This window comes from Vibrio sp. 10N.286.49.E11 (assembly GCF_041469505.1).
Taxonomy (GTDB): domain Bacteria; phylum Pseudomonadota; class Gammaproteobacteria; order Enterobacterales; family Vibrionaceae; genus Vibrio; species Vibrio crassostreae_C.
Genome location: NZ_JBFRKQ010000012.1, coordinates 29,455 through 50,667, shown reverse-complemented (window position 1 = coordinate 50,667; position 21,213 = coordinate 29,455). Strand labels below are relative to the sequence as shown.

Annotated in this window: 15 protein-coding genes; 8 read left to right on the top strand and 7 right to left on the bottom strand. The window is 44.3% G+C overall.

Features of this window, described 5'->3' with window-relative positions; translation table 11 throughout:
* Positions 1-99: 99 nt before the first annotated feature.
* On the bottom strand, positions 100-1,059 hold the full coding sequence (gene trxB / locus AB4167_RS03060) for a thioredoxin-disulfide reductase (RefSeq protein WP_050052961.1): 960 nt from the start codon (positions 1,057-1,059) through the stop codon (positions 100-102).
* A gap of 529 nt (positions 1,060-1,588) precedes the next feature.
* Between trxB and AB4167_RS03055 the strand changes: the two genes are divergently transcribed.
* The 3 genes from AB4167_RS03055 to AB4167_RS03045 all read left to right on the top strand — a co-directional run bounded on the left by AB4167_RS03055 (position 1,589) and on the right by AB4167_RS03045 (position 5,915).
* Positions 1,589-3,256 carry a GGDEF domain-containing protein gene (locus tag AB4167_RS03055; protein WP_372136110.1) on the top strand — a complete coding sequence of 556 codons (1,668 nt, stop codon included), beginning with the start codon at positions 1,589-1,591 and terminating at the stop codon, positions 3,254-3,256.
* Between the two features lie 783 nt (positions 3,257-4,039).
* On the top strand, positions 4,040-4,696 hold the full coding sequence (locus tag AB4167_RS03050) for a 2OG-Fe dioxygenase family protein (RefSeq protein WP_048607150.1): 657 nt from the start codon (positions 4,040-4,042) through the stop codon (positions 4,694-4,696).
* A complete protein-coding gene (locus AB4167_RS03045) occupies positions 4,680-5,915 on the top strand; it encodes a cysteine desulfurase-like protein (RefSeq protein WP_372136109.1) in 1,236 nt (411 codons plus the stop codon). Before AB4167_RS03050 ends, AB4167_RS03045 begins: the two co-directional genes overlap by 17 nt.
* Before the next feature lie 148 nt (positions 5,916-6,063).
* Here AB4167_RS03045 and AB4167_RS03040 read toward each other — a convergent pair whose 3' ends face one another.
* Positions 6,064-6,735 (bottom strand): type 1 glutamine amidotransferase domain-containing protein, encoded by a 672-nt coding sequence (locus AB4167_RS03040; RefSeq protein ID WP_102398220.1) that lies wholly within the window; start codon positions 6,733-6,735, stop codon positions 6,064-6,066.
* A gap of 233 nt (positions 6,736-6,968) precedes the next feature.
* On the opposite strand from AB4167_RS03040, the gene AB4167_RS03035 reads away from it, so the two are divergent.
* Together AB4167_RS03035 and AB4167_RS03030 are read left to right on the top strand one after the other, a co-directional pair.
* Entirely contained in the window at positions 6,969-7,853 is an 885-nt protein-coding gene (locus tag AB4167_RS03035) for a LysR family transcriptional regulator (protein ID WP_372136108.1), read from the top strand.
* A 346-nt stretch (positions 7,854-8,199) separates the two neighbouring features.
* Positions 8,200-9,450 (top strand): diguanylate cyclase, encoded by a 1,251-nt coding sequence (locus AB4167_RS03030; protein WP_372136107.1) that lies wholly within the window; start codon positions 8,200-8,202, stop codon positions 9,448-9,450.
* Positions 9,451-9,582: 132 nt separating this feature from the next.
* On the opposite strand, the gene AB4167_RS03025 is transcribed toward AB4167_RS03030, so the two are convergent.
* A complete protein-coding gene (locus tag AB4167_RS03025) occupies positions 9,583-10,407 on the bottom strand; it encodes a DUF2797 domain-containing protein (RefSeq protein WP_029235797.1) in 825 nt (274 codons plus the stop codon).
* A gap of 303 nt (positions 10,408-10,710) precedes the next feature.
* Between AB4167_RS03025 and AB4167_RS03020 the strand changes: the two genes are divergently transcribed.
* A complete protein-coding gene (locus tag AB4167_RS03020; RefSeq protein WP_372136106.1) occupies positions 10,711-12,006 on the top strand; it encodes a GGDEF domain-containing protein in 1,296 nt (431 codons plus the stop codon).
* A gap of 254 nt (positions 12,007-12,260) precedes the next feature.
* Here AB4167_RS03020 and AB4167_RS03015 read toward each other — a convergent pair whose 3' ends face one another.
* The 3 genes from AB4167_RS03015 to AB4167_RS03005 form a co-directional block, all read right to left on the bottom strand.
* Positions 12,261-13,631, bottom strand: coding sequence for a DASS family sodium-coupled anion symporter (locus AB4167_RS03015; RefSeq protein ID WP_017059762.1), 1,371 nt, complete (start codon positions 13,629-13,631; stop codon positions 12,261-12,263).
* 196 nt (positions 13,632-13,827) lie between these two features.
* Complete coding sequence (locus AB4167_RS03010) at positions 13,828-14,628, bottom strand: vancomycin high temperature exclusion protein (protein ID WP_017063589.1); 801 nt, start codon at positions 14,626-14,628, stop codon at positions 13,828-13,830.
* 172 nt (positions 14,629-14,800) lie between these two features.
* A complete protein-coding gene (locus AB4167_RS03005) occupies positions 14,801-16,489 on the bottom strand; it encodes an NAD-dependent malic enzyme (RefSeq protein ID WP_017059764.1) in 1,689 nt (562 codons plus the stop codon).
* Between the two features lie 183 nt (positions 16,490-16,672).
* Between AB4167_RS03005 and AB4167_RS03000 the strand changes: the two genes are divergently transcribed.
* Together AB4167_RS03000 and AB4167_RS02995 are read left to right on the top strand one after the other, a co-directional pair.
* On the top strand, positions 16,673-19,051 hold the full coding sequence (locus AB4167_RS03000; protein ID WP_372136105.1) for a helicase-related protein: 2,379 nt from the start codon (positions 16,673-16,675) through the stop codon (positions 19,049-19,051).
* 203 nt (positions 19,052-19,254) lie between these two features.
* Entirely contained in the window at positions 19,255-19,632 is a 378-nt protein-coding gene (locus AB4167_RS02995; RefSeq protein WP_017059766.1) for a hypothetical protein, read from the top strand.
* Positions 19,633-19,798: 166 nt separating this feature from the next.
* Here AB4167_RS02995 and AB4167_RS02990 read toward each other — a convergent pair whose 3' ends face one another.
* On the bottom strand, positions 19,799-20,902 hold the full coding sequence (locus tag AB4167_RS02990; protein ID WP_017055177.1) for a phosphoribosylaminoimidazolesuccinocarboxamide synthase: 1,104 nt from the start codon (positions 20,900-20,902) through the stop codon (positions 19,799-19,801).
* Between the last annotated feature and the right edge of the window lie 311 nt (positions 20,903-21,213).

The following is a 21,213-nucleotide window of genomic DNA, read 5'->3' as shown; positions in this document are numbered from 1 at the left end:
TGGATATACCACTGGGCTTTAGGGATTTACAACAAAATGTGATGACGCCCTGCATCTACTGAGGCGAGAGCACCGATAATCAAATCTGCAATCTCAGATTTACTTATCGTTAAGGCCATCTAGGAAGCGTTCAGCATCCAGTGCAGCCATACAACCTGTACCAGCAGAAGTGATTGCTTGGCGGTAGTTGTGGTCCATTACGTCACCTGCAGCGAATACGCCAGGGATGCTTGTCTGTGTCGCGTTACCTTCAAGGCCAGACTGAACGATGATGTAGTCATCTTTCATATCCACTTGGCCTTTGAAGATTTCAGTGTTTGGTTGGTGACCGATAGCAATGAATGCGCCCATTACTTCGATGTCTTCTGTCTTATCAGACTGAGTATCTTTAATACGAACGCCAGTTACGCCCATGTCGTCGCCCAGAACCTCGTCTAGCGTGCGATCAGTGTGAAGAACAATGTTGCCGTTCTCTACTTTGTCCATTAAACGCTTCACTAGAATCTTTTCAGCGCGGAACGTGTCACGGCGGTGAACTAGGTGAACTTCAGACGCGATGTTAGACAGGTAAAGTGCTTCTTCAACAGCCGTGTTACCACCACCCACAACCGCGACTTTCTGGTTGCGATAGAAGAAACCATCACATGTAGCACAAGCAGAAACGCCACGGCCTTTGAATGCTTCTTCAGACTCTAAACCTAAGTACTTAGCCGATGCGCCCGTTGAGATGATCAACGCATCACACGTGTACTCGCCAGAATCGCCTTTAAGACGGAAAGGGCGGTTTGAAAGGTCTACTTCGTTAATGTGGTCGAACAGGATCTCTGTTTCAAAGCGCTCTGCGTGCTCTTTCATGCGATCCATCAGTGCTGGACCCGTTAAACCTTCAGCATCTCCCGGCCAGTTTTCCACTTCTGTTGTGGTTGTAAGCTGACCACCTTGCTGCATACCGGTAACCAGTACTGGGTTTAGGTTTGCACGAGCAGCGTAAACTGCAGCTGTATAGCCAGCAGGGCCAGAACCAAGAATCAATAAATTACAGTGCTTTACGTCGCTCATGAGGACTCCGAAATTGAAATTGTTTTTATTTATAATCGCTTAGGATTGTATGGAAAATATGGAGGCAATAAAAGGTTAAACAAGGGCAGAAGTGTAATTAATCGTTATACGTTAGAACATAACCGAACTAAATGATGGTCTTGTAATCCTGTGTCTTAGATCAATAGCGATAAGTCAAGGAAAGTGCTCTTGCAAACAGCTATGCATATTGCTCACTTTTAGGGCCTTCTTGATCATGGTGTTTCTATAGCAGTATTTACTTTTTTGCGTACACATTGATGAGTAGAAAAACAAGAGAACCTGAATCCTATGTTTTATTTTAAAAAGTTTGCGTTAAAAGACGCTGCAAGAATTCATCAAAATTAGCGTGCAGATAAGCGACCACAAGACGCACTTTTAGTATGAACGGCATGATTACAAACAGGTGTAATGTTGGTTAATACTTGAACTGTTGAGTGTTTCTCAGTTGTTATTTTTTTGTATGTGTTATTATTGATATTTATATATTGCGCGGAATTATTTGAACTCTATGCAGATTCTAATCCTTTTTATCAATGTGTTTATTGTGTGCCTGAATTCGGTTTTTGCTTCTCCGCTGCAGGTCAGCGGGGAACAATCTGTGTTAGCTAATGAAGCTGTAAGATGGTATGAAATGCCTTTGTTATCTGATCCAGTCGATTTTCCCATATTAAAAAAACACATTGAATCCTCTCCAAGGATTGAAACGATATTTGGTGGTGAAGGGGCGTTTGGGTTGAGAGTTGATTTGGCCAACTCCGATATCAAGTCGTCACAACAAATAGTTACACTCCGTGCAAACTATTTGGATCAAGGTTGGGGGTACTGGCAATCAACAAATGGTCAAGTAAGGCGAATACTTGATTTTGGCCAATTAAGTAACAAGAGTATCTTGCATCTGCATAGGCAAAGCTTCCCGTTAATATTGAATGCGGAGGAATCTGGAACACTTTGGCTCTACTTGGAAGCAAAGAAATTTCCAAAGGCAGTTAACTTCACTCTTCAACCTGAATATCCATTTTATATTCACGTTTTCCGCAACAATACGCTCACATTAGCTTCTATTACTGTCATGCTAACGTTGGGAGTTTTCGCTCTTTTTTGTTACTTTCAAACTAAACATCCAGTCACACTGGCTTGTGCTGGTTATGTTGGGCTACATGGCCTGGGATGGTTCGCCGCTTCAGGCGCTTGGGGGTACTTATTATCAAGCCAAAGCTGGAACCCAGTTTATTTTGGAATGGTATTGTTTCCGTTTGCGGTTGCTTTTTCTTGCTATTACACAAGATTATTGTTTGGATTTCCGCAGCATTTTATTCGTATTAATCTTACCTTTCAGGCCTTTAGTTGGCTGTGTGTCATTATCGGGTTTATTAATGTCTTTGCCCCGTTTTCGTTGACTTTTGTTATGTCCCATTTAATTGCGGCAATCTGGGTGCCGACAATGATAGTGACTGGCGTATTTATGGTTTATCAACGAAACTTTGTCGCTAAATATTATTTGATCGGTGGTCTTTGTTATGGCACGGCTTTGGTATATTACATTTTTGCGCATTTTGCACCATTGCCGACTCAGAGATCGACAGAAGTCATCGTTGTTGTTGCATTAGCAATAGATTGTACCTGCATTTTATTGTCCCTGACTGAATGGTTGCGGATTCAACAACATCAACATCAGAAAACCTATATCCAGTCGAGGGTGGATAGTTTAACGGGGCTTGGAAACCGGCTGGATTTTAATGATGCGAGTAAACAATTAGTACATCATTCCTATTGTATCGTCTTCATCGATTGTGATGGCCTTAAATCGATTAATGATACTTATGGTCATGATGAAGGGGATCGCTTTTTAGAATACACCAGCCGCATGATGCGAGAAAAATTTACAGACCTTGGAATGGTTTATCGAGCTGGTGGCGACGAATTTATCTGGTTGTTGAAAGTGGATAAAGAGAAACAAGTTGAGGCTCTCTATTCTCAGATTGAGCTTAGAGTGACTCAGGTGGAAGAGCAAATTCGCAGTGCTGATTGGCCTCAGTCTGGCCTCAGTTTTGGAAGCGCATCTAGTTTTGAATGTGTCAATTTTTCTGAGTGTTTGAGCTTAGCTGACCAGCGAATGTACCAGCAGAAGCGCTCGAAGAACGGTTTTAAAAATCAGTCCAGTGAAATTGAGTGTTAGCTAAATTCCCTATTTTCTAAGTGAATCGTTTTAAGTCTAGTTAACTTATTTTCGTTTTGACTTTTGGTGTAAATGTCACCAAAGGTGGCTCTTTTAGCAACCAACCTTTCAAGCTTGCTTACCCTCTCATCTGTTTTGTGTAGAACATTCCCAATCTTTATAGTCGCCTATTTTTAACGAATTCTAAGTTAGGACATAAAGGCAGACCATCATATTCCAAATAAACGCATCATTTATAATTGTAGGTTTTATTAGAAAGCACTCTATTTGAGGGCGGCCGAGTTCCCCCCGAACTCGACCTGTTCCAGACGCGCAAGCAAAGGCGTTTGGTTTCTGGCGTACTCATAAATTAACCAATTTCAGTTTGTTGTGTAAATAATCAATAGTTTGGCAATTGATAGGTAGGTCGTATTTCGCGGTGCAAAAGCATAGAAATGAATGATGGCGAGTGTGATGCCTGAACTCAGGCAAGAAGGCTGGCGTATTAAAGGGTAAGGGCTTATACAATATGAAACCTGGCCTGCTAGTTAATAATATCGTTAAATTTAAATTTTCAGGGATTTATAACTAGCTAGTGGAGTGTGCTAGTTTTAAGAGTTGGTCATCTTTTATTCTGGTGTTATACACTGCTTTTTATTTCTCGATTGGGTTTAGCGTCTGAATTATTAAATTTGACGGGATAAATGATTGTTTAATGTTGATTTGGCAATATCTTCAAGTATCCTTTATGTAAATAAAACGTTAAATATCGAAAGTTAATTAACAATCATTAAGGAGTCGATGATGTTACATGCTCACGAAAATACCCTACATATTACCCACCTCAGTAACCACGCGGTTAAGGAGTTGTCACCTTCATTCTCTAAGCTACCAAGCACAGAGCATGCGGATGGACAGTTCCGATTGAGAAGGTACTCAGTGGTTGAATTCAGTAATGGACAAGTCGTTGAGCTAGACAAACATAACTTTGTTCAGTCTGAAGACATTAATCACTTTCAAGGTGACGTTGTTCGTCAATTCGAGCCGATTGAAGCACAAATTCTAAGCAGCGAAGGCATGCAAGAGATGTGTGAATTGTTTATTGAAACCAACGGGCTTGAAGACGGACAAGAAATCGAAATCCATCAAATCCGCATTGCCGCTATTTTTGAAGAAACTCAAGTTGCACCAGAAGGTGTTCACCAGGACGGTTTTGACCACATCGCGATCATTGGTGTTACTCGCCACAACATTGTGGGTGGTGAAGTGATGCTTTATCAAGATAGCCACGAAGCACCGTTCTTCAGAAAAGTGTTAGGCGATGGTGAAGTGGCAATGCTTGCTGATAGTAAGCTTTGGCACAATGCACAACCGATTCGTACCATAGACCACGGCGAGATGGGCTACATGGATGTGTTTGTTCTAACGGCTAAGGATGCGCGCAATGTCCTTCACTCTTAATGATGTGCGCCAGCAGTTTAGCGCGCTAGGCCAATACCATAACGGTAAGCCGGTGACCTTTTTTGATGGGCCGGGTGGCTCTCAGGTACCTGAGAATGTTTTAGCTTCAATGACCGAATACCTAGGGCATTTTAATTCAAACCTAGGCGGCCACTATTTTTCTAGCCAAAAGACCACAAGCTTAATGCAGCAAGCGCGAGAAGCGGCGCAAGCACTGCTTAATGCGGAGTCTTCTGGCAACGTTGTGTTCGGCGCGAACATGACATCTCTGACCTTCCAACTTAGCCGAGCGATCAGCCGCGATTGGAAAGAGGGCGATGAAGTTATCGTCACGGCGTTAGACCATTACTCAAATGTATCGAGCTGGCAGCAAGCGGCAGACGACAAAGGCGCGATTGTTCGCCAAGTTCGTGTAGACGAGTCGGATTGCAGTTTGGATATGGCGCATTTTGAATCGCTGCTTAACGAGAAAACCAAGCTTGTCGCGGTGACGTTTGCTTCGAACACGACTGGCTCTATTGTCGACATGGCAAAAGTTATTGAGCTTGCACATCAGCATGGTGCGCAGGTTTATGTCGATGCCGTTCATTACGCGCCACATCACTTGATCGATGTTCAGCTGCTGAATTGTGATTTCTTAGCGTGTTCAGCGTATAAATTCTTCGGCCCGCATGTGGGCATTGCTTATGTTGCACCTCAATGGCTACACACGTTAAAGCCTTACAAGGTTGAGCCTGCAACCAATATTGGCCCAGGCCGTTTTGAAACAGGTACGCAAAGCTTTGAAGGCCTTGCAGGTGTGATTGCGGCGGTAGATTACTTGGCGCAATTCGGTGAGCCAACCGACTCATTGCGTTCTCGTTTAGAGCAAAGCTACGCGCTTTATAATAAGCATGAAAGCCAGCTCAGTGAGTACTTCCTTAAACGCTTGTCTGATCTTGAAGGGGCAAAGCTTTACGGGAAAACAGAGTTTGATTCGAACCTAAGAACGCCAACCTTTGCGGTTACCTTTGAAAACCATTCTCCAGAGTTCATCGCCAAGAAGCTGGGTGAACATAATATCTGTGTGTGGAACGGACATTTCTACGCATTAGGTTTGGTGAAACAGTTGGGTATTGAAGAGCAGGGCGTGGTGCGTATTGGTTGTATGCATTACAACTCGATTGAAGAGATCGACTTGCTGTTCAATGTGCTTGAAGGGATCTTGCGAAGCCATTAGCAAGCAGTCACTAGCACTTAATAGCTAAAGAATTAGAAAAGAGCATACTTCTCTCATGAACATTGAGTAGGGAGTATGCTCTTTTTCGTTTCACAGCGCTCATTACTTATTTACGTAACGCCAGTGATTCGATTAAGACCGCTTTTAATCAAGACAGCTGCTCAACAATAGCTACACCCACTGCGTGTGCGCTGGTTGGGTTCTGACCGGTAATCACTCGCTCATCAACAATCACAAGCTCTTGCCAAGGTTGAACCTTGTTGAAACGTGCTGCGCTACGAGCAAGCGACTCTTCCAGTAGGAACGGAATGTCGTTGATGGTGCCAAAGTCGATCTCTTCTTCACGTGTAAAGCCAGTCACCGATTTAGAGCTTAGTAGCTTCTCGCCGTTGCTTAAAACAATCGGAAGCAGCGCCGCAGGGCCGTGACATACTGACGCAATCACACCACCATCTTCGTAATGCTTAGCCGCAATAGCAGCGAATTGCTCGTTGGTTGCTAGGTCTGAAAGCAAACCGAAACCACCTGGGTAGAAGATAGCATCGTAGCTTTCTGCATTAATTTGGTTTACAGGAATCGTATTGTTGATGCGGTTTTGGAAGTCATCATCAGCCAAGATCTCAGCGTTTACTGAATCCCCTTCAATATCGGTTCCGTACAATGGGCCTTTACCACCCTTGATAGAAGCGATGTCGTACTCAAAACCCGCAGCAATGATCTCTTTCAGAGCATGAGTCAGTTCAGGCGCGTAAGTACCGTTCGCTTGATCTGTATCGCCTAGTGTTGCGTGGTTAGTTACAGGTATTAGTATTTTTTTCATGATTCGTCCCTTTGAGCACGTTTGTTTGGTTTCAGCGTCGTTGTTTAGACATCCGCGTTTTTAAGACAGACATCAGTCTTTTTAATAGAGATGCCGCTGTTTCGTTACCTGTAATACTAGTAGTAAACCATTTGAGTGATAATATGCCGAATAGACAAAACATTATTGCTATATAGCAACAGTCGAATGAGAATTAGTCGGATGTGAACTCGTTAGATGTAAACAGGTGAAGTATGGACAGCTTTGAAGGGATTAATGAGTTTGTTGCGGTTGCTGAGTGTCATGGCTTTTCTGCAGCAGCAAAACAACTGGGTTGCAGTACTAGCCATGTCAGCCGCCAAGTTTCAAGGTTAGAAGAGAGAGTGGGTGTGGCGTTGCTTGCGCGTTCAACACGGATGGTGAGCCTGACCGAATCGGGTCATACCTATTATCAGCAGTGCAAAGACTTGGTCATTGGGCTGCAACAAGCGAATGAACAAGTCACGTCTCAACAAACTCAGCTTAGCGGTACATTACGTGTTAGTGCTGCGGGTGCATTTGCAGAAAATCATGTTGCGACAGCGCTGATGGAGTTTGGCAAAGATCATCCTGAGCTCACCATCGAAATGAACTTCAATACTAAGATGGTTAACTTCATCGAAGATGGTATCGACTTCGCCATTCGTTACGGCCGGTTGGACGATTCAGGTTTGGTGGCAAGAAAGCTCGTCGATCGCCCAATGGCGGCCGCAGCCAGCAAAGATTATTTAGAGCAATTTGGTTCGCCTACTCATCCAGAGCAGTTGAAAATGCATAGCTGTATTATCGCTAACAGTGATCAGTGGTTATTTGAGAAAGAGGGAAAATCGTTAAATGCAGTACGAGTACATGGACGCTGGCGCAGTAACAATTCGAGCGCAGTACTGAAAGCATGTGAAGAGGGGCTTGGCATCGTTTATCTTCCTAAAAGCAGTTTCAATGGCAGTCTTAGCAATGGAAAACTCGTCCCTGTGTTAGAAGAGTATTGGGGAGCGGGCACAAGCAGTTGGATTGTTTATCAGAACCGTCGTTTTCTTCCACAGAGAGCACGGTTAGCTATCGACTTCTTGGTCTCATATTTCTCTGATTGGAATGAATAGTTCGTAGGTTTAAAGAATAGTGCGCAGGTTTAAAAGAATAGCGAACAGGATTTGAAGTGGTTGGGAGCGGATTCTTTCATCAGTTCAAGGCCAAAAGTAGAAAAAGATAATGGTTACATTGGTATAGGTTATCTATTTCTGTTTTTTGACGCGAATAATGGGATTGAGATGCTTGTCTACTTTTACTAACTCGTGTTAGCAATTGAGTTGTAGAGAAGGCCGCAACAGTGCGATATACTATATGGCATATTAATGTCCCTAGCGCGTGATAGATTGTGTGGAAGCGTTGGCGGGATATGTTGTTATGCTCCAGTTTATGAAGTATAGCTAGAGTGCGGAGTTGGCAATGTCTTCAATAAATTTCGAATCCACGTACGGTGTAATAACTATTCAAGATATGAATGTAGTGAGTGTTGACGCTAACTATGCTCGCATCTATGGATACCAATCGCCCGAAGAACTACTTTCTAATATCGATAGCTTTCTAGATCTAATCTCAGAAGATTTTCATGTTCTCGCCTATCAAAATTACCTTGAAACGGTCAGTGGTCAACGCGACCCTCAGGTTCACACCTATACCAATGTTGATCGTAATGGCAGAGAGTTCACCGTGTTTTCTATCGACCATGTGACGGAGTGGCAGGGAAGACCTGCACTGCAAGTCACGGTGATCGATCTTTCCCCTGCGATTCAGCTGCAAAATGCGGTGCGTGAGCAAGATAAGATGTATCACGACATGATCATGCAATCTGGGCAGGGCATCTTGGTTCACCGAGATTTCAAGCCGCTGATGGTTAATCAATCTTGGGTTAACATGCAAGGCGCTGCTTCCATCGAGCAAGTATTAGAGCTGGACTCTATCCTTGAACTGGTACCAAAACAGAATGCCGATGGCATCAGCAAGCACTATCACGCGATCGTATCGGGTGAGTTGTCTGGCACGAGTACAGTGGTTGAAAATATCGGCTTTGACGGCGTTCATCGGTTCTTCAATATTTACGACAATGCGATTACTTGGAAAGGTCAGCCAGCCGTTCAGGTTGTACTTGAAGATGTGACGCAAAAAGTGATGTTGGAAAAGCAGTTGGTTCACCAAGCGAACTTCGATGAAATGACCGACTTACTTAACCGCAGAGCGATTTATGAGTGGTTGAGAGAGCACATGTCCTCTAACAACTACCTTGTTTGTATGCTGCTAGATATCGATGATTTTAAGTCGATTAATGACACTTACGGTCATATGGTCGGTGATGAGGTCATTTGTGCTTTGGCTAATATTACCAAGCGCAGTGCCGAGAAAGCCGGCGGAGTCGCAGGCCGTTGGGGTGGCGAAGAGTTCATTATATTTATCCCAAACACGTCTCTTGAAACAGCACACGAAGTGTCAGAAGAGATTCGCCAACAGTTCAATCAAGTTGAATTCAGAATCGATGAACAGTTACGATTTAATTCGAGTGTCAGTATCGGAATCAGTGATAGCCAAGCCTGTGAAGACGGTGTCACGATTGATGCACTCGTGAATTTAACCGATCAATCTCTCTATCGCGCGAAAGCCAACGGCAAGAATTGTGTAGACGGAGATGTGGTTGCGCTCTAACGCCTAAAATCGTCATCGAAAGCGAATAGGATCGACAACGAAAAATGCCCTCAAGTCATCACTTGAGGGCATTTTATTTTTTGGCTATTCTCTAAGCGCTTCTAACTATAAGAAACGTTTAAGTTCTACAAGTTATGCAGACACTTCCACTTCGTAAGAGCCAAATTTACGGATGTTAATCACGCCCGTATCTAAGATTAGGTATTGGCCTTTAATACCTTGCAGCACACCAGATACTTCAGGGTTCTTGTCAAAGTTGTGCGACACAATCTTCACTGGGTGCTGTTCAACTGGGTAGCTCAATGAAGTGATGTTTTCGCTCAGAATCTCGATAGCATCATCACCAAACTTCGCTCTGATCTCTTGGATTTTATCCTCAACCAACGGCAACAGTTCTTTGGCTTTTTCTACCAATTCCATATCGTCGCCGTCGCCTTTAAGCAGCGTGCGCCAGTTGGTTTTGTCAGCAATGTGCTTTGCTAACTCAACTTCGATCAGGCCAGAAATCTGACGTGTTTTTACCTTCAAGATAGGCAAACCTTGAGTCGCGCCTTGGTCAATCCAACGGGTAGGGATTTGAGTGTGACGAGTGATACCTACTTTTAGGCTTGATGTGTTCGATAGGTAAACGAAGTGATCAACCATGCAGTTCTCTTCACCCCATTGAGGCTCGCGACACGTGCCTTCATCGTAGTGACAAGTCTCTGGCTTCATGATGCACATGTCGCAGCTTGCTAGCTTTTTCATGCACACAAAACAGTGGCCTTGAGAGTAGCTCTTCTTAGTTTTCTTACCACATGAGCAGCAAAAAATATTGCCGGTGTGAGTGAGGTTGATGGTTTTACCAATCAGAGGGTTTAGCTCTACAAACTCTTCGCCTACAGGCAAACGGTAGGTAACCGCGCCATCAAGGGAAGCACTCATCTTTTTGAGTGTTCCTTTTGCTAATAAAGACATGACATTACTCGTTCTATTTTGATTATTATTTCGTCGACTCGATTGCGCTGTGAGCAGGCAGTACGGTTAACGATGATTATGCGATGAGTATAACAAATAGAGCCTGTTTTTATACGCAATATTACTTGATTCTCGCCGTGAATAATCAACAGAAAATACATGCATTAAAATATAGTATGACATTTTGTTCGGGCGTGATATAACGTTTTTTAGTGATTTATTGGTATTAAGATCACTAATTTATCTAACTTGTTTTTTATCGTGAAATCCCAACTATAGGGATATTAAGCAGGAAGCTTAGACGTGAAGTGGATCCATAAGATTGTTATCTTTCTTGTTATCGCAACGCTTGCCATTGTGCAGTATTACCGTGTGAGCGGAAATCGTGTGATAACGGCAATTACCCCTGATAAATATGAATTTATCGCGACCAGTGATCAAGTTGATAGGGGTGTCAGTACCTCTCAATTATCCTATGAAAATGGCCAATATGTTCTTAACTGTGAGCTAAAGGAATCAGAGTATCCTTGGCCTTACTGCGGCTTATCGATTCGTATCGATCCAGATATAACCACAGGTCTTGACCTTTCCCAGTATCACACTTTTAGAGTGAACATTGATTACCATGCGGAGGCTGACTCTAGTGGCCGTTTGAGAACCTATCTACGTAACTACAACCCTGCTTATTCAGTTCCTGATGACGAGTACACGCACAAGTACAATGGGATGGAGTTTTCTCCAGGAATCGATGGTGGTGTGATTGAAATCCCGATCAAAAATCTGCAAGTGATGACATGGTGGCTGGCTGACAACGACATTGCGTTAGAGCATTCGGCCCCTGAATTTTCGAATGTGAATATGGTTGAGTTTGCTACTGCGTCTGGAGCGAAACTCGGTCACCACAGAATCGTCATCCGCAGTATTGAGTTCGAAGGTTCGTATATCACCGCAGAAAGCTTGTTCATGATCCTACTGTTTGTGTGGGTGGGGACGGGCACCGTATTCTTGCTGTCAGAGTTAAACCGTTCAAGAAAACGCATGGTGATCGCAGAGAAAAGACATCACCACTTAAAGAACGTCAATCGCGCACTGAGAGAACAGAATTTTGAATTTTCAGAGATGGCCCATCGTGATGAGTTAACCGGAATACTAAACCGCCACGCGATTCGTGATTGGTTGAAAATGCAGTCACAACATGTGAAGCAAGGACATGGCAAGCTGGGTATGTTGTATCTCGATATCGACTACTTCAAGAGTGTAAATGACAAGTACGGACATCAAATGGGTGACCATATTTTACGCGAGTTCAGCATGGTGGTGGGCAGTTCGATCAGCGCTACCGATAAGTTGGTGAGATGGGGAGGTGAAGAGTTCATTGTTTTTTGCCCTGAGACCGAAGCCGGAGAGGCGCAGATAAAAGCTGAACGCATTCGATTATTGGTTAGCCAGCACCTTTGGGTTCATGGCGATCCGCTGACATGCAGTATCGGTGTTGCCGAGATGAAGCAAGAGCGAGTGACAGAGACCATTGCTCGCGCTGATGAAGCTTTATATCAAGCAAAGCATTCAGGTCGAAACCAGGTGATCTTGAGTCACTAATCTGAAAATTGTTTTGATGAGTTTATAAGCCACACGTGCATATGTGACGTGTGGCGTTTTTATGGTTCTTCTCCCAAAAGCCAAAACAAAAAAGGTGGCGCGGGGCCACCAAAAGGGAAAGCGTTTCTTGTTTTTATATGCCCGTTCAGTGCTTGCTTACGCTGAACGGGCATTTTTGTCTTGGTTGAACCGGGGGAAGTTCAACCAGTTTAGGGGAGCATTCCTGTAAGCATGCGCTTATAGAACGTTAGTGTTTACCAGAAGATCCAAGCGAACAGAGTCAGAACTAGGATACAAACTAGGTTCAACACCATACCGATTCGCATCATCTCTTTCTGCTTGATGTGACCCGAGCCAAACACGATTGCGTTTGGTGGTGTTGCAACAGGAAGCATGAAGGCACAAGACGCAGCAACAGCGATCAGTGCAGACAAAATAACTGGCGACATACCAAGTGCTTCAGCGATGGTTGCGAATACTGGCACCAGAAGTGCTGCACTCGCTGTGTTACTCGCAAATTCCGTTAGGAATACCACGAACGCTACCACGGCTAGAATCGTAAGCAGTACGCCAGCTGTTTCTAAAAATCCGCTTAGTGAGTGTGCTAAGAATACGCTGGTTCCTGTCGCTTTTAGAATGTTACTTAAGCAGATACCACCACCGAATAGGATAAGAACACCCCAGTCCGTTGTCTTCTCAACGTCTTTCCATTCCACCGCTCTAGAAGCGCCAAGCAGTACAATTGCGCCAATCGCTACTAAGCTATCAAATTTAGAGAATCCGCCAATCATTGCGTTGATTGGTTTACCGAATATCCAAAGCGTTACGGTTAGAAGGAAGATAGACAGTGTGATTTTCTTGCTGTTTGTCCACTCAACTGGGGCATGGTCTAGCTCGAATTTGTGGTCAAGCTTCGGCTTAGTCATCACGTAAAGAATAATCATCGCGATTGGAAGTAAGATCATTGAGATAGGTAGGCCAAGTGCCATCCACTCTGTGAAGCTCAAGCCAACTTCTGCCGCCGCAATTGCGTTTGGTGGGCTACCAACCAAGGTTGCGATACCACCGATTGAAGCACAGTAAGCGATACCCAGCAGTACGAACACGTACGTGTTGCGGTCTTCACTTTGGTCAACTTTGTTCATGATGCCAAGAACAAGGGGAAGCATCATTGCAGTCGTTGCTGTGTTCGAAATCCACATCGACAAGCCTGCACTCACACCGAATAGCATGAACACCGCCACCGACATTCTGCCTTTTGCAATCAGCAGAACTTTGTCGGCAATCGCCTTATCGAGCTCTTGCTTGTTGAGCGCAGCAGCAAGGGCAAAACCACCCATGAATAGGAAGATGATTGGGTTCGAGAAGTTCGCTAATGCAGCGGGCGTATTGAACACACCAAACAAGACAGCCAAGAGTGGAACGAGCAGAGCGGTGATGCTGACATGAATAGCTTCGGTTAACCATAGAACCGCAACGAACACGAGAATACTCAAACCAGTATTGACTTGTGATTCGAAAGGAAGGGTGTTGAGCAAGAGTGCGAATAGCGTGAAATTACCAATTAATATCATGCTGTTGCGGGTGAACAACCAGTGTTTCAGTGTAGTAACAAGTGCCGTCATAAGACGCTCCTTTTGTTATCCTCGTTTTATTGGTGCACCACTTCATTGAGTCGTGCTTATTATTTTCGAGGTATATAGCTTGATGTAGGGTCAGACTTTGTTGGGAGAATGTTACTTAAGTTAATAAAGGCGTGTTGGTGTGTTTTTGTGTAACAGTGGGGAAATGTGAGGCAACAAATTCAAAATGTGTAGTTTTCTACACATCTGTCTCTGCTGGGTCTGCAATAGGGTTTGTTGTAGGATCTACAACAGGGTTTACAGAGGGGTCAGTCATAGGGTTTGGAATCGGAAATGATTCCGGTTTTGGACTCGATTGAATGGGCTCTTTAGGTCCAAGGAACTTTGGCGTTGTCCCCATAATATACAAATCTAAGAAGGCTTTGGTACGCGCAAAAACTTCACGCAAACGGATAGAGGTGCCTGAATGATGAGTAGGGCCTGAAACCGCTAAACATTGTGCATGAATATCGTAAGAATTAGCGATAAATAGTGCTCTTTCACAGTGGAATTTCTGAGTAATGATCAGGAAGTTGTCGGTGTCGAAGATCTTTTTAGCGCGAACAATCGAGTCTAAGGTTCTAAAGCCTGCGTAATCGAGGTTAATGCGTTCATCGGGTACACCCGCTTTCAGCAAGTCGCGTTTCATCGTCCACGGCTCATTGTAAGAGCGATGAGCGTTATCGCCGCTCAGTAGAAATTGGTCCACTTTTTCACGATCGAACAGCTCAATCGCGGCTTCGATTCGGTGCTTATAATAGTCGTTGAGTGTTCGACCCAAATATTTGCTCGTGCCAAGCACAACGGCGACCTCAAGCTCGGGCACTTCATCTATATCGTAGATGATGCGATCTTCCGCTTGCCATGAAACCCAATAATCGATCGCAATAACCGCAGCGCTGCCTACTAAGAACACGAGGAAAGCGCCAAACAGAAAACCTTGCAGTTTTTTGTAAGCTTTTTTTATGTAGCTACGGATAATGTGAGAATCAAATTTCACTCTCGGTATGGTCCTTTCACTGAGCATTAATTTTTGAGTGCTCGATAATACCAAATAAAAATGAGAAAAATCAGTTAAAAAGACAAGACAGTTTAAAGAAAAAAGCCCCTGCAATTGCAGAGGCTCATATAAGAGTCGTTAACGCTCTTTATTCCAAGCGCAGTACGCTTTATTAGAATGCCGTGCGCTTGTAGCGACGGTAAACTGGCTGCCAGAAGTGCTGGTCAATCGCTTGTTGTAGTGCTTCTTCAGTGATCTCTAGAGCAACGCCCTGTTCAATCGCCTTTTTACCTACCGCAAGAGCAATTTTCTTAGATACCGTGTGGATCTCTTCCAATGGTGGAAGTAGAGCACCTGTGCCATTGATTGCTAGTGGAGAACACGTAGCAAGTGCACGGCTTGATTCCATTAGCATTTCGTCAGTGATGCGTGAAGCATTCACAGCCAATACACCAAGGCCAATACCTGGGAAGATGTAGCTGTTGTTACACTGAGCGATTGGGTAAGTTGTGCCGTTGTGAACGACTGGCTCAAATGGGCTACCTGTCGCAACAAGTGCTTGGCCATCAGTCCAACGAATAATGTCGTTTGGCGTCGCTTCAACACGGCTTGTTGGGTTCGACAGTGGGAACACGATAGGGCGTTCACTGTGTAGGTTCATCTCTTTGATGACTTCTTTGCTGAATAGACCTGGAGCACCAGACACACCAACCAATACGGTTGGTTTCGCGTGGCGAACTACGTCTAGTAGAGAGAAACCAGTGCCATCGCTTTCCCAGTCTTTGGTGTTTTCGTTGGTTTGAACCAGACGCTGTTGGAAATCAAGCAGGTTTTGCATGCCTTCTTGTAGCAGACCCCAACGGTCAACCATGTAAACTTGAGAGCGAGCTTGTGCATCGCTGATACCTTCAGACACCATTTGGGCAATGATAGCTTCAGCAATACCACAACCTGCAGAACCCGCACCTAAGAAGGTGATGCGTTGATCTGAAAGTTTGCTGTTTGCTGCTTTACATGCTGCAAGTAGAGAACCAACCGTTACGGCTGCTGTGCCTTGGATATCATCGTTGAAACAACAGATGCGATCTTTGTAGCGCTCAAGCAGTGGCATTGCGTTCTTTTGTGCGAAATCTTCGAACTGAACTAATGCATCAGGCCAACGGCGTTGAACCGCTTGGATGAACTCTTCAACGAATGCATCGTAGTCAGCACCCGTAATACGAGGATGACGCCAGCCCATGTACATTGGGTCAGCAAGACGTTGAGGGTTGTTAGTACCCACATCGAGCACGATTGGTAGCATGTAAGCTGGGCTGATACCGCCACAAGCTGTATAAAGTGCTAGCTTACCAATTGGAATACCCATACCACCGATGCCTTGGTCTCCCAAACCAAGAATACGCTCACCATCCGTAACCACGATAACTTTAACGTTGTGGTTTGTCGCATTATTCAGTAGGTCATCGATACGATCGCGGTTCGGGTATGAGATAAACAGACCACGGCCACGACGGTAAATATTTGAGAAGTTCTCACATGCTGCGCCAACTGTTGGCGTATAAATGATAGGCATCATTTCAGAGATGTGGTTTTGAACTAAACGATAAAAAAGCGTTTCATTAGTGTCTTGGATGTTACGAAGGTAGATATGCTTATCCATATCACTTTCGAAGTTACAATATTGTTTGTATGCACGTCCTACTTGCTCTTGGATTGTTTCGGTTGTTTCCGGTAACAAGCCTTCAAGGTTGAAAGAACTGCGCTCTTCAGCAGAGAATGCGCTGCCTTTGTTTAGAAGAGGTGTACTTAGTAGAGCAGGACCAGCATAAGGGATATATAGAGGGCGTTTATCGTTGTTCATTGGATGCCTAATATGGGAGAAAGGGTAACTAAAAAATGATAACGGTTTAGTTATTCAATTGTAAATAGTTTCTCCGCGATCTGAGCAAACAAAATGATATTCTTACCTCTGTCCCACACTTATCGAATTTCAACACGATAATTCGTTATACTTTGCTCACACTTTTTCGCTACTCGCCATTTTATGTCATTACTTCCCATCGATGCTTATCAAAACGTATTCCACGAACAAATCGCTAATTCTCACCTTGTCGTAGAGGCGGAAACCGGATCAGGTAAATCAACGCGCCTGCCACTTTGGGCTTCTCAGCATGGACGAGTGCTGGTGGTGGAACCAAGACGTATCGCGTGTACGTCATTGGCTAAATACCTCGCACAGCAATCGGGTGAGAAGCTTGGTAGCAAGGTTGGCTATGCGATTAAGCTTGAGTCAGAGTATAACGAGCAAACTAACGTTGTTTTTGTGACGCCCGGTATCGCGCTGCGTTGGTTATCAGAAGACGGATTAGCCAGTTTTGATGTGATTGTGGTGGATGAGTTTCACGAGAGGCGCTGGGACATTGATCTGCTGGTGGCGATTCTGAAACAAAAAGAGAGCCATCGCTTGGTGATCACTTCAGCAACCATTGAAGGGGAGCGTCTTGCTGATTACTTGGATGCGAATCGAATTAGCTGCGAGGGGCGAACTTATCAAGTTGAGATTGAACACAGAGCGAATGAATCCAGAACACTGCCTGATAGTCGACATCTAGGGCAGCGCATCGTGGAAGAAGTTAATCATCAGTTGATCGCTTCTTCTGGCGATATGTTGGTTTTTCTACCGGGTAAAAAAGAGATCGTGCAATGCGAACAAGCCTTAGCGAAAAATCCAGATATCCAAGTTGTTAAATTGCATGCGTCGGTCAGTGATAAAGAGCGAGATTCAGCGTTATCGGGTCGTAATATCAATACTGAAGGTAATGGTTTGAGAAAGGTCATCCTTGCGACCAACGTTGCAGAAACCTCATTAACCATTCCTGACATTGGCGTGGTGATAGATTCAGGATTAGAGAGACGCACCGTTCAGCGTAATGGCAGAACCACACTGATGCTTAAATCCATATCACGAGCGAGTGCCAAACAGCGAGCTGGCCGCGCGGGTAGGGTAATGGATGGCGTTTGCGTGCGTCTATATGGTGAACATGCGGCGTTAGAGTTAGTCACACCGCCTGAATTGCAGCGTGAAGAGCTGACTGAACCTATGTTGGCCGCAGCATGTTGTGGATCTCCGCTTGAGAGCTTGTCCTTCCTTGACCCTATTCCAGAGAAATCACTCAACAGTGCAACTCAAACCTTGCTGACGATGGAAGCGATTAACGCCGACCATCAAGTTACCGAGCATGGTAAAAAGCTGTATCCGTTGCCGATTGATGCTTTGTATGCCGATATCGTTACTCGAATCAAAACCAAAGCATTAAAAGAGGCGATGGTTGATCTCACTGCGGCGCTGTCCGTTCCTGCTCGCTTGTATCAGTTACCAAACAATGCAGAACATCTTGAAGCGCTCGCGCAACAAGAGAAGGAAGGGTGTGATTTAAGCCTGTTGATTCAGATTGTGCGCGGTCGAGAATATCCGCATTTAGACATCGACCAACAGGCTCTGAATGAAGCTCAAGGATTGGCGAAGCAAATGCGGGAGGTATTTGAACTTCCTCAGCTAGAAGTCGCGTCACGTTTCCAACGCATTGAATTGCTCAAGACCATTGTGAATCTGCATCCTGAACTGGTGTTTGTGCGCCGACTGAAAAGGAAAGAAGCCTTTGCCAATGGTGTTTTAGAAGTGGTGCTCGGTCGTCAGAACCGTTTCCCTGATAATGCACAAGCGATGTCGGTGTTGGATACTCACAGCTTGCCGGGAAGAGGCGTTAAGCAAACACTGACCTTAGCGACGGTCACGACACCCATTCCTCTTGAGCTTCTCATTGATGCTGAACTAGGAGAGTGGGAGCAAGGCGAAACCGTTGTGAATGATGATGGTGTTTTTACCGAGATGGCATTGGTGTACGCAGGCCGCACGATTACAACCAAACTCGTCGCCGCTGAAGGGCAACTATCGTTAAAACCTATCGTCGACCTTGTGTTAAATGGAGAGCAGCTTCCCGGTTTTGCAAAGGCTCGCACTCAAGAAATCAAACACTGGCAGTTGTATGTGAAACTTGGTCTCGATGAACAAACTAAATACACACCAGAAATTGAGAACATTAACTTTGAGCTATGGTTTATAGAGCAGCTTGAAGTACTAGGTGTTACTGATGTCAGCGAATTGGAAATGTTCGATCATGCAGACATACCGTTCGATGGCATTCCAACTTGGCTCTACTCAGAATTTTCGGAAAAATACCCGTTTGCATTGAGCCTTGCCGACTTGCAACTCGATGTTGAATACTTGCCCGCAAGAAAGCTGATTTACGTCCATTATCAGTCGGGTAGCCGAAAGTTATCGCCAAAACGTTGGGAGCTACCGACATGGTCTGGTTGGCGTATTCAGTTCAAAAAAGCGAGTCGAATAATTGATATCAAATAGATGGATAAGTTTTATCTCTAAAATATTAATCAAATAGATGCATATATGATTTTTCAGTGCTTATTTTGTTACAAGTTTGATTTTTATATTCCTTTTTAACCAATCAAAAGGTCATAAAAGACTATTCTTCTATATCCTATTGCTATAAAGAAAGAGTTGATAGATATTGAGTATATTGTGTTGCCAAAGTGTCGGGGGACATCATGGATAAACAGGAAGAGACGCGTGTAGAGTTCGATTACACAACATTTCTTGGCGCCTCATGCAGTAAAAAATGGACTTTTCTGGAAGCACTCACCACAATTGCGCCAGTGTTCAGTACCGTCTGGCGAGATAGCATTAAAGAGTTGGGCACCCCAGAGGATCGTTTATGGCAGATGGCATTGAAATCAATGTCGACGCGTAAAAGTGATGAGTCGAACATTGTTACCTTACTCAAGCTCGCTAAGCTGGAAGGGATCAATGAGCTCAAAGTGGTGATGCCATATTCACTTGAAGAAGAGCAGATCGAGTATATTGAATCGCGCAGTCATTTAGTGATTGCGGGTAATTCTGGAGAAGAGTTCACGATTAAGCTGTAACTTCAGCTCGCCTATAATCTCTCTCGAGGAATAGTAAAAACGTACACGTAAAAAGGGCCTCAAATATTGAGGCCCTTTTAGTATCTAAAACTTGAGTCTACGAGCTTATTAGCTTTCGAGCTTTTTATTTTGAGATTAAGCGATTAAGCAATTAGCAATTAAGCGACTAGTCGATTAGACCATAGTCAGCGCGCAGTACATCGATGATCTCTTGCTTAGGATTTTCGCTCAGTACGATCTCCGCACCTGTGATTTTCGCTGCGATATCAAGGTAAGTGCGAGACAGAGACATTAGAGAATCCAGTGGAAGTTCATTGTCACGAGCCAATGCTTCACGTTCCGGCATACGCTCTTTATTCAAAAGAATGTCGGCATCAGGGAAGTAGTTAAGCAAGAACTGACGGAAGCCTTCTTTTGAATTCTCAACGATGTTGCCGTTGTTATATTCCTGAGTATCCCAAATGCGAGATGAATCTGGAGTACCGACTTCGTCCATGTAGATAAGCTTTTCTTTGCCTTGAGCATCGTTGACGTAGCCAAACTCAAATTTGGTATCAACAAAGGTTTGGTCTACTTTTGCTAGCGCTTGGCTGATTACGTTGAAGCCTTCTTTAAGAAGTTTTTCGTAATGCGCGATGTCGCTTGCTTGAGTAAAGTTGAATGCTGCGAAGTTATCTTCGATGTTGTTGCGTGTGATGTTCACATCGTCAGCTTCTGGAACGCCAGGAATACCTTTCAGAATCCCTTTTGTTGAAGGCGTGATCAGTAGCTCAGGCAACTTCTTGTCTTTCTCAAGGCCTTCAGGCATCTCGATACCACAGAATTCACGTTCGCCGTTTGCGTATGCACGCCACATTGAACCAGTGATGTATTGACGACAAATCGCTTCGATCATGACTGGGCGAGCTTTTTGTACAATCCATACGAACGGGTGAGGGATATCAAGAATATGACTGTCAGCAAGTCCGTTGTCTTTAAACAATTTGAACCAGTGGTTAGAGATAGCATTCAGAGCCGCTCCCTTACCTGGAACACCTTTAAGATTCCCTTCACCACGCCAGATACAATCAAATGCAGAGATACGGTCACTGATCACCATGATTGCTAAAGGCGCATCTGGTGCTACATCGTAGCCTTTCTCTTTAATTAGTCGTTGGCTATCTTCTTCAGTTAACCAGTAGACCGAACGAACCTTGCCACTGTGGACAGGTTTATCAGTACGGATTGGTAGGTCATCATTTACGGCAAGAACTTGATCAGCAAGGCTCATTTAGACATTCCTATCTTTTATCAAACGTCATACAGAGAAGTGCGGTGTGCACATGATTAGACGGGCATTATACCCAATCTACTATTTGCTTCCAGAGAAAAAGCAAACGATTGCTAAATCTGTTGTTTAAATAAAAACCCCCGCCTAACAATCCGCTAAAAAATGGGCGAATTGTAGGGCAGGGGAAGGCAGTATGTTTGGACTGTGTTTTGGCGAATTGTTTCTTAAGTTAAATTAAGTTTGTTAGCTAAAAGATTAAGCTATGTTTGTGGACCATGTTTTTGAGCCAAAATGTTATTAAGCCAACATGT

What these genes read in the sequence shown, in the direction of transcription:
- trxB (WP_050052961.1), bottom strand. Translation starts at nt 1,059, where the DNA reads ATGAGCGACGTAAAGCACTGTAATTTATTGATTCTTGGTTCTGGCCCT.
- AB4167_RS03055 (WP_372136110.1), top strand. Translation starts at nt 1,589, where the DNA reads ATGCAGATTCTAATCCTTTTTATCAATGTGTTTATTGTGTGCCTGAAT.
- AB4167_RS03050 (WP_048607150.1), top strand. Translation starts at nt 4,040, where the DNA reads ATGTTACATGCTCACGAAAATACCCTACATATTACCCACCTCAGTAAC.
- AB4167_RS03045 (WP_372136109.1), top strand. Translation starts at nt 4,680, where the DNA reads ATGTCCTTCACTCTTAATGATGTGCGCCAGCAGTTTAGCGCGCTAGGC.
- AB4167_RS03040 (WP_102398220.1), bottom strand. Translation starts at nt 6,735, where the DNA reads ATGAAAAAAATACTAATACCTGTAACTAACCACGCAACACTAGGCGAT.
- AB4167_RS03035 (WP_372136108.1), top strand. Translation starts at nt 6,969, where the DNA reads ATGGACAGCTTTGAAGGGATTAATGAGTTTGTTGCGGTTGCTGAGTGT.
- AB4167_RS03030 (WP_372136107.1), top strand. Translation starts at nt 8,200, where the DNA reads ATGTCTTCAATAAATTTCGAATCCACGTACGGTGTAATAACTATTCAA.
- AB4167_RS03025 (WP_029235797.1), bottom strand. Translation starts at nt 10,407, where the DNA reads ATGTCTTTATTAGCAAAAGGAACACTCAAAAAGATGAGTGCTTCCCTT.
- AB4167_RS03015 (WP_017059762.1), bottom strand. Translation starts at nt 13,631, where the DNA reads ATGACGGCACTTGTTACTACACTGAAACACTGGTTGTTCACCCGCAAC.
- AB4167_RS03005 (WP_017059764.1), bottom strand. Translation starts at nt 16,489, where the DNA reads ATGAACAACGATAAACGCCCTCTATATATCCCTTATGCTGGTCCTGCT.
- AB4167_RS03000 (WP_372136105.1), top strand. Translation starts at nt 16,673, where the DNA reads ATGTCATTACTTCCCATCGATGCTTATCAAAACGTATTCCACGAACAA.
- AB4167_RS02995 (WP_017059766.1), top strand. Translation starts at nt 19,255, where the DNA reads ATGGATAAACAGGAAGAGACGCGTGTAGAGTTCGATTACACAACATTT.
- AB4167_RS02990 (WP_017055177.1), bottom strand. Translation starts at nt 20,902, where the DNA reads ATGAGCCTTGCTGATCAAGTTCTTGCCGTAAATGATGACCTACCAATC.